At 36.3% G+C, this 8,505-nt stretch carries 7 protein-coding genes and 1 pseudogene; 5 read left to right on the top strand and 3 right to left on the bottom strand.

The window, feature by feature from the left end; genetic code table 11:
- A partial coding sequence (locus tag WBM60_RS09355; RefSeq protein ID WP_424282997.1) for a hypothetical protein occupies nucleotides 1-322 on the top strand: 322 nt, incomplete at its 5' end.
- A gap of 146 nt (nucleotides 323-468) precedes the next feature.
- On the opposite strand, the gene WBM60_RS09360 is transcribed toward WBM60_RS09355, so the two are convergent.
- Nucleotides 469-1,056 carry a DUF4136 domain-containing protein gene (locus WBM60_RS09360; protein ID WP_424282998.1) on the bottom strand — a complete coding sequence of 196 codons (588 nt, stop codon included), beginning with the start codon at nucleotides 1,054-1,056 and terminating at the stop codon, nucleotides 469-471.
- 197 nt (nucleotides 1,057-1,253) lie between these two features.
- Entirely contained in the window at nucleotides 1,254-3,695 is a 2,442-nt protein-coding gene (locus WBM60_RS09365; protein WP_424282999.1) for a mechanosensitive ion channel family protein, read from the bottom strand.
- Nucleotides 3,696-3,964: 269 nt separating this feature from the next.
- Between WBM60_RS09365 and WBM60_RS09370 the strand changes: the two genes are divergently transcribed.
- Both WBM60_RS09370 and WBM60_RS09375 read left to right on the top strand, forming a co-directional pair.
- Nucleotides 3,965-4,588, top strand: coding sequence for a hypothetical protein (locus tag WBM60_RS09370; RefSeq protein WP_424280168.1), 624 nt, complete (start codon nucleotides 3,965-3,967; stop codon nucleotides 4,586-4,588).
- Nucleotides 4,585-4,950, top strand: coding sequence for a hypothetical protein (locus tag WBM60_RS09375; RefSeq protein WP_424278900.1), 366 nt, complete (start codon nucleotides 4,585-4,587; stop codon nucleotides 4,948-4,950). The genes WBM60_RS09370 and WBM60_RS09375 overlap by 4 nt, the downstream gene beginning before the upstream one ends.
- Before the next feature lie 361 nt (nucleotides 4,951-5,311).
- On the opposite strand, the pseudogene WBM60_RS09380 reads toward WBM60_RS09375, so the two are convergent.
- Nucleotides 5,312-5,596: pseudogene (locus WBM60_RS09380) on the bottom strand (GMC family oxidoreductase); the annotation flags it as partial.
- A 395-nt stretch (nucleotides 5,597-5,991) separates the two neighbouring features.
- On the opposite strand from WBM60_RS09380, the gene WBM60_RS09385 reads away from it, so the two are divergent.
- On the top strand, nucleotides 5,992-6,162 hold the full coding sequence (locus WBM60_RS09385) for a helix-turn-helix transcriptional regulator (RefSeq protein WP_424283001.1): 171 nt from the start codon (nucleotides 5,992-5,994) through the stop codon (nucleotides 6,160-6,162).
- A gap of 70 nt (nucleotides 6,163-6,232) precedes the next feature.
- Nucleotides 6,233-8,505: hypothetical protein (locus WBM60_RS09390; RefSeq protein ID WP_424283000.1), on the top strand; the 2,273-nt coding region annotated here is incomplete at its 3' end.

Below are 8,505 nucleotides of genomic sequence, written 5' to 3' on the forward strand. Positions count from 1 at the left end.
TCATTTCTACCCGGGGTCAGAAGAAGAAGTTGAAGAGATCCTTGCCGCATATAAACATTTGTATAAAACGAAGAATGTGGATATGGGATTCAGGGTCTTTGCGGGTCAAATAGGGTTAGAGCGCCCTATGTATATTTTGACCACCTGGGCTAAATCTCCTCTGGATTATCATCAGAACCTTGAAAAAACTTCCGAAATGTTAGGAGATAGCGGAGCCTTATTATGGACTAAACTTATGGAACTGGTAAAAGAAGCCAAAATAACAGAAGGCTGGTATCTGCCGCAGTATTCTTATGCTCCGAATATGAAGATGGCTGAATAAACTGACTTTTAGTCTTTAGTAATATATATTTATAATATAAAGCAAATGCCCCATGGTACTGAGAGATAACTATGGGGCATTTGCTATTGGTATTTTTATATTTATCCAGCTTATAAAAACAAATAGCCAGAAAGAAACATTAACTCCTATTTAGGTGGTTGCACAGGATACTTTTTCATTAATTTTGCTACCCCTTTTGGTATGCTTTTCTGCCTTTTTTTAGGGTTTTCATTTATGGTCTTGGTGGAGATACCCTGCCAAATTAATTTTTTTGATTCACTTTCATAGACACTTACGACAAAAGTACCCACCTGATAATCATTTTCAGAATAAGTAGTGGTAGCTGACCCCATACCCATACCTGCACCATATCCCATACCATAGCCATAGCCCCATCTGCCACCATAGCCCATGCCACCTGTATAATTGGTGTATGCCGTTGTACTTGTTTTTTGATCTATTACAAGATATAAGGTTACCGCTAAATCACCTCCCTGTTCTACAAAGGTGAGATTCCTCATTTCGAATTCTTTTCCAAAACTTTCCAGGATTCTTTGTTTATCCAGATCGTTGATTAGTTGGTCACTATTATCCTGCCAACCTAAGAATTTAATTGTCTTGAACTGGGTAAAATCTACAGTGTTGTCATAATCACTGGTCACCTGAGCATAAAAATGGCCTGTTGACATTATGGCAATAAAAAGAAAAGAGAATGATTTAATTAATTTTTTCATGGTAAAAGTTTTATTTGTTACTATTTTTTTCTGAGATATTCTGGAGTCGTTTAGATCTAGTGCAAAAGATGAACCTTCCTTACAAATATAGCACATATAGGCTAAAAAACTGTTCTTGTTTTAAAAAACTGGAACCCTAAAATAATCAGGCATATTAATTCCTAATATTTACGATTACACCCTGGAGTAGAATTATTTTATTGGTCTTTCTTGAAAAGATGCACATCTATTTGAGGGTAAGCGATTTTAATGTTTGCCTTGTCGAATCTCTGATAGATATCCTGGTAAATTGCACTTGTTATGGATAACCCGCGGTTGGCATCTTTGGCCAGAACACGAAGTTCCAAATTAAGCACACTATCCCCAAAACTTCTGAATAAAACGGTTGGCACACTATTTTTAACCAAATATTCATTGGCTTTGCCTGCATCCATCAATGTTTTCATAACCAGAGGAATATCAGAGCCATACGCGACCCCTATGGGTAATATTAAATTTCTTAGCCTGTTATTCAAGGTCCAGTTAGTTACATTTTTATAAACAAGTTCAGAATTAGGCACTACAAGATCACTCTGTTCATAAGTTACTAATCGTGTAGCTCGCAGTCCAATCTGTTTTACTGTAGACCAGGGTACATCATTCGTCTCAATAGCATCCCCTTCCCGTATAGGTCTTTCAAAAAGTAAGATAAGTCCGCTGACAAAGTTATTGACCAATCCCTGAAGGCCAAAACCAATACCAACACTTAAAGCACTCAATATAATAGTGAAATTGGTAAGGTCGAAACCTAAAACGGAAATGGCTGTTAAAAAGCCAATGAACATAATTAAATAATGGGCAAGCTGCGCTATGGAAAGTCGGGTTCCTTTATCTAAACTCTTTTCGTCCAGGGTCTTATTCATCATAAACCGACTAAAAAGTGAAGAAACGATATATGAACCATAGAGTACACATATGGAGGCAATTAACAATTGTAGTGTTATCCTGTTATCACCAACATTAATTCCTAAAGCCATTAAATTGCGATTTGCCTCCTGCAAATTGCTATACCCCCCCCAGGTTACTAATAATTGTGGAAGAATATAATAAGCTATTGTAAGAAAGGTTATAAACCATGTTAACTGATTAACACTCGAGGAGATATTCTCTGTAGATAAATATTTTTGTTTGGAATTATTGTATACAAGAAGCCATTTTAAGGCACCGTGAAAAATGAATAAGTAAACAGCATAGAGGGTTAGTTGAATTGCTGTGCGTATAAAAGAATCAAATAAATAAAGTGCCAAAACTTCTTTGCCACTAATTTCTGCCAAAAATACTATGCCAAAATAAAGGGCTCCGATAAGCAGGAAAAAGGTCCAGATTTTAGAAATATTTTCTATCCTGCGTTTTCTAAGCCATATGACGCAAAGCAGGATTAGGACAAGAGAAATAATAGTTATGTATATTCTAATAAGTGGTGTAGGTAAATTAATAGCAAAAAAGAAGTCATTAAGTAATACTAACAGCACCAATAAATATACAATTTGTTTCTCCCAGGACTTAAGTTCATCTTTTAAAAGATAACAAAAAGACACTCCAACAATTATGGCAATTAGCAGCTCCTCAGTAGCTTGCATTGCATCAAATTTAATTAGTATAAATGTGGTGGTTATGCTGATAAATAATGCAGAAGCAAAAGCCTTATTGGCAAGGAATTTATATTCAGAATCACTCTCGATAGCTTCATTGTTTTTCTTGATAAGCAAATAAACCGATATGAATAAGATTATTCCCAAAAGAAAACCCCAGAAATATACAGCTCCACTAAACTTGTTTGTGTATGAAAGTTCAACCAAACCTTTCCTTGTATTTTCCCATAGTTCCGGGTTAAATTTATCTCTGAATTCTGAAGAAAACATTGGGTCAGATTGATCTAGAATAACCAGTTCCTTATTTTGTTGACTAAAGCTCTCAAATTCATCCTGGAGAATCTCAATTTTAGGTTGAATTTTATAACTGCTTTCCTGAAGTCTTAATAATTCATCTAATTTTGGAACCAGACTTTCAAGTGCAGTATTAATAGCTGCATTTGATTTTTTAAAGGTTATTTTAATTTGTTCAGGTGTGTTTTTGGTTACCAGAGAATCTTCCCATAATAACCAGTTTTCCTGCTCATTAAGCCACATTTTTCTTTGGCCCTCAATTTTTGAAATCTCCTCTGTCAAAGGGCTATTGGTTTCTTTAAAATTTTGAATAACTGCCTGAAGTTCAAGGTTAAATGTTTTAATGGAGTTTAAGCTTGGTGTACCTGATGTTTTCAACTCATTTAAAGTAATTTGGAGGGAGTCTAAATTTGAATTGATTGTTTTAAGTGAACCAACCAGGGCATTTTTATTTATGGTATCCGACAATATTTTTTGAGTGCGTAGTAATCTTACTTCGATGTTCGAAGCCAAAGGAATTATTTCTGAAATCCCAGGTACTGAAGCAAGCTGCACTTGAGCCTGATCTTTAGAACTACCTGCATTATCAGAGTCCTGGCTATAACTATTTTCAAAATTGCCTAACAGGGATGCAGTAAAAAGGAATATAAAAGCGATTTTATGCAAAGGAAGATGTTCAAAAATAATTTTGGAATATGGGAGTCTAAAACTCATAAAAACGATGTTAAAGGGTTTAACAAAAATACAATTTATTTAACTTCCATTATTCACCCAAAAGTTTAGTATTAGTGTAATTATAGGAGTAGTCATATTACCAAATTACCAAATTACCAAATTACCAAATTACCAAATTGGCAATACAGACTTGCTGCTCTCTGTGGTTTAAGACATTGTACAAAATCCACATGCCACGACTGATGAAGGTCATGAGGAAGAAGAAAAAAATGGCTAACTTTAAGCCAATAAATTAACGTAGTTCAATTGTGTCAAAAGCCATTAAAGACAATATAATACGTACCAAGTTACATCGGCCTCCTGTATCTGATGATATATTGCTGCGTACCAGCCTTATTGAAGAACTGGAGAAAAATCGCTTTAAACCTCTTACCCTGGTGGTTGCGCCTGCCGGATATGGTAAAAGTTTGATCATCAGCGAATGGATAGAGGACCAAAAACTGGTCAATGCATGGATTTCATTAGACGGGGAGATCAATAATCTGCCTATTTTTCTTGAGTATTTATGTGCGGCATTAATCACTATATTTCCTCCAAAGAAACAGGAATTTTTCTCGATGGCAAAGGCTGGGGTATTACCTTCATTAAATATCCTAACCACCACACTGCTTAATGAAATTTACGACTTAGAAAATGAATTTGTACTGGTTCTTGATGACTACCAGTTTATCAAAGATGATCAGATCCATGAATTTATTAATGAGATTCTGAAATATCCTCCTCAAAATATGCATTTAGTCATTATTTCTCGTCGCGATCCACCTCTTAAACTTAGCACTTTTAGAGCTTATAACAGTATTAGTGAAATTAGGATGAAACAATTGGCATTTTCAAAGAATGATATTCATTTATCAGGTTCCAGAACTATATGATAGGGCGCTTCGATTATTTGGAAGAACTGTTACGAACAATGGAGCGGGAACAAATAAGGCCGACCTATGATATGCTCAAAAGCCTATTCGAGGGAACGGCACTAAAGAAAAAAGAGCAACCCTTGCTTGTGGACAAAAAGAACGTTAGAATGACCAGAGAGGAATGGGATATGGAAGAGGGAAAAGTTTCGTTCGAAAAATACCATGACGTTATAAGGGCCAAGAGCAAGGACAGACGCCTTTTTTCTAAAGTTCTAGATAGTATCACCAAAGTAGAACCCACCTTTGGCAAAGCATATTTTAAATTGGAAATGGATGAAACAGAATTGGATGGTTTTCGGCGGGAGCTGGACGGGAAATAAGGAAACAAACCTAGTTTTGCACAAGCAAGATGCGCCCTATTTCAATTTTACTTCCCGCCAGAGGCGGGCAGGTACGCTTACCTATCTGGACACTATAAAATCGAAATAGGATCCATGCGCAAAGTTAAGGGGTAAGTATTTGGGACGAGTATTTTTCCAATGAGTGCTAAAATACGTTCGTTTTATGAGGCTTTGTTCAAAATTTTGATTTTAACGTTCCGAATAAGGAGCGTTTTCAATGTGCTTTATTTTTTGTTGTGAGTAGTTTTATTTACCTAAAATATCTTTAGCAATAGTCCAAAAAATATCTACGGTAAGAGTTGGTTTCTCAGGAAGATTTGAAAAAGAGACAAAGTCATTCATAAAAGTGTTCGTTATTTGCGCCTACAAATCCCGCCCGAGCCCCAATCGCGTGTTTTTTAAGATCCTCAGGGCCGAGGGCTCCGCAGAGTTCCAGATCCCATGGATCGTTATTCATAGTGGGGTAATCCTTGACATGCTCGACAATTCGCCCGCGTTCGAGAACCAAAGTTTTCAACCCACCTTCACAAAGTTCCTTTGCTGCCCAGCCCCCACTGATTCCGGACCCTATGACGATGGCGTCATAAGTCATATTCTTTTTTGTATCTATATTATAGTTGGGCATTGTATATTTTCATTAACAGAACATGAATTTAATGAAATATACATACATGTGGAAAAAAATTGTGACATCATAAAACCTGTTACGTATTCAAAATCCATATGCCTTTAACCAATAAAGGCTATGATTTTCATGAAATAAATCGTATCCAATTTATCTTGCTCTTTATTTGAAAAATAAATGTTTTATCAATAGCATAGATTTTTTAACTTGGGTTTTTAAAGTCGAAAACAACCAAACCTAACTACGAATACATTGATGAACATGAAAATTTCTACACCACCTCAAGCCGAATTCTTGTCCTTACCATATTATTCCTTTTTGTTTTTTTAATCCAAAGTTGCAATCAGGCACCCAAGGAAGCTGAAAAAGAGCCAATAGTTGAAGTAAAAGAAATCATTCTTATGTTACATAAAGGTTTGCGTAATAAAGAGATTGCAGAAATTATTTTTGTAGCTGAAGGCACTGTAAAAAAGCATATTTACAATATTTGTCAAAAATGGAATGTAAATAGCCGTATTGAATTATTAAAAATAGCAAGAGAGTTCGGATTAATTGAAGTAAATTAACGTTGTTGTATCGTTTTTCTGAATCGAATGATTGATTAATTGTTGAAAACAAAAACAATTAAATTGAGTTATGCTCTTAACAAAACTACACCGCCCGCAATTAAGCCTTGAACACGTTTTCAGGTTTCGCCTGATTGATGAACTCAATAAAAATATGTACAAGCCCTTTTCCTTGGTTTGTGCTCCTGCTGGTTATGGAAAGAGTATGCTTGTTAGTTCATGGATAGAAGAAAATAAGCACCCTGCTGCATGGGTATCATTAAGCAGTGATGAAAACGATTATCGCACGTTCTTGATTTACATGATTACCGCGATTCAAAAGGTGTTTCCTGGAAAATTAGAAAAAACAGAAGCCCTGGTCAAGGCCCCTGAATTACCTGGCAACAAATTAATTGTTCACTCATTTATCAACGAACTCGATGAGATTCAGGAGAATTATATCGTTGTTCTTGATGATTATCATCTGATTCGCAATGATGTGATTCATCAACTTATTGACGAGTTATTGCGGTATCCACCTGAGAACCTTCATCTATGCATGCTGACAAGACGCGATCCACCAATTCGGATTCAAAACCTGCGGGTTCATACCAGGATGATTGAAATTCGTATGGGTGAACTCACTTTTACCGAAGAGGAGGTTATAGGGTTGTTTTACAAACTGCACAGAATCAAGCTGGAAAGGTCTTTAGCGGCTTCGTTACAAAAAAAGACAGAAGGATGGATAACTGCTTTGCAATTGATTTCATTGGCATCAATAAACAAACCGCATATAGAAAAGGAACTGGCTGCTTTTTCAGGTGACCTGAACACGCTTAGTGATTTTCTTATAGAAGAGATACTTTCCGATTTGTCTGATGACATGAAGGATTTATTGATGATAACATCATTGCTCAAGAGGTTTAACCTCGATGTGGTCAAAGCTTGCTTTCAGACGAAGGAACATGACGATGATGACCCTTTAAAAACAGAGGCATTATTTAATCAACTCATCAATTCTCATTTTTTCCTTATCCCCCTTGATGATAATAAAAAATGGTTTCGTTACCATCATTTGTTCCAGAGAACGGTTTTTAAACATTTACGCTTATGGTTTAATTCTGAAAGAATTAAAGAGGTTCAATATGCAGCGGCGAAGTGGTTTGAAGACGAAGGACTGATTGATGAAGCGTTAGACTATATGATAAAGTCCGGAAAGGTTGAAGAAGCAGCAAAAATTGTAAAAATCAATGCTCATGCCGAGTTTCTAAAAAATGTAGGGAAAGTTAAAACCTGGCTAAATAAATTACCGTTGGTTGTGAAAGAGAACAGCGCGAGCCTTGAGCTGATAAAGGCATGGCTTGCTTTTGGGGAATTTCAGCTTGAGAAAATCCCACCCATCCTGGAAAAAGTAAATATACTGATTCAGGATACCATACCAGATCCACAGCTATCTTCTGAATTATCCTTTTTCCGGGGAAATTTCCAATACTGGACAGGTGATACGGAAGGCAGTATACAATCTTTTGACCAAAGTATGAACCAATGTGATCATTTACCAGATCATATAAAATGCAATATCGAATTGCTTCGCTACATGGCTTTACAAAGAAAAGGTCATTATGATACGATTGTTATAGATTTAAAAAGTCGGATAAACAAATCGAATAAATATTCGACCATGGATATTGGCTATTATTGGGGCTCAATCACTTTCGTACATCTCTTATCAGGCCAATTGAGAAGCGTCCTGGATACAGCGGTTCAAATGCAGATGTTCACGGAAAAGATCGGTGCTACCTTCCTTATAAATTGGAGTTTCTACCTTCAGGCCCTTGCTAATTTTCAGTTGTTTCAATTAGATAAGGCTTATGACCATTTTGCGGTTATTAGTGAAAAGTACTACATCATAGACACAATGGCTGTTTTCGATTCAAAAGTTTCACTCGCCCTGATTCACCAGCTAAACGGAAATAGTAAGGAGGCAAATGAACTCATAGCTACCGCAATTGATTATACCAAAGAAATTGGCAATGCACTAAGTTTGCTCCTGGTGCAATCTGCACAATCCCGAATTGCTATTTTACAAGGAGATATTCAAGCGGCATTCCAGTGGGCTGATACATTCAATGAGCCACCCAGTTTTGCAGGAATGTTTTTCTGGCAGGAAAACCCCCATATGACGAAAGCAAAAGTTCTTATTGCAAAAGGAACCCCCGAATGTTTGCAAAAAGCTGAAGAAATTTTAATCACGATGCTTGATATAGCATCATCTTCCCATCTGGATTGCCAACTTGTTGAAATAAACCTCCTACTGTCACTGGCATTACAAAAAATGGGGCAAGAGGAAGCTTCGATGGAAAA

It is taken from the genome of Eudoraea sp., from assembly GCF_049669105.1.
GTDB lineage: Bacteria > Bacteroidota > Bacteroidia > Flavobacteriales > Flavobacteriaceae > Eudoraea.

What these genes read in the sequence shown, in the direction of transcription:
- WBM60_RS09375 (WP_424278900.1), top strand. Translation starts at nt 4,585, where the DNA reads ATGATAGGGCGCTTCGATTATTTGGAAGAACTGTTACGAACAATGGAG.
- WBM60_RS09365 (WP_424282999.1), bottom strand. Translation starts at nt 3,695, where the DNA reads ATGAGTTTTAGACTCCCATATTCCAAAATTATTTTTGAACATCTTCCT.
- WBM60_RS09360 (WP_424282998.1), bottom strand. Translation starts at nt 1,056, where the DNA reads ATGAAAAAATTAATTAAATCATTCTCTTTTCTTTTTATTGCCATAATG.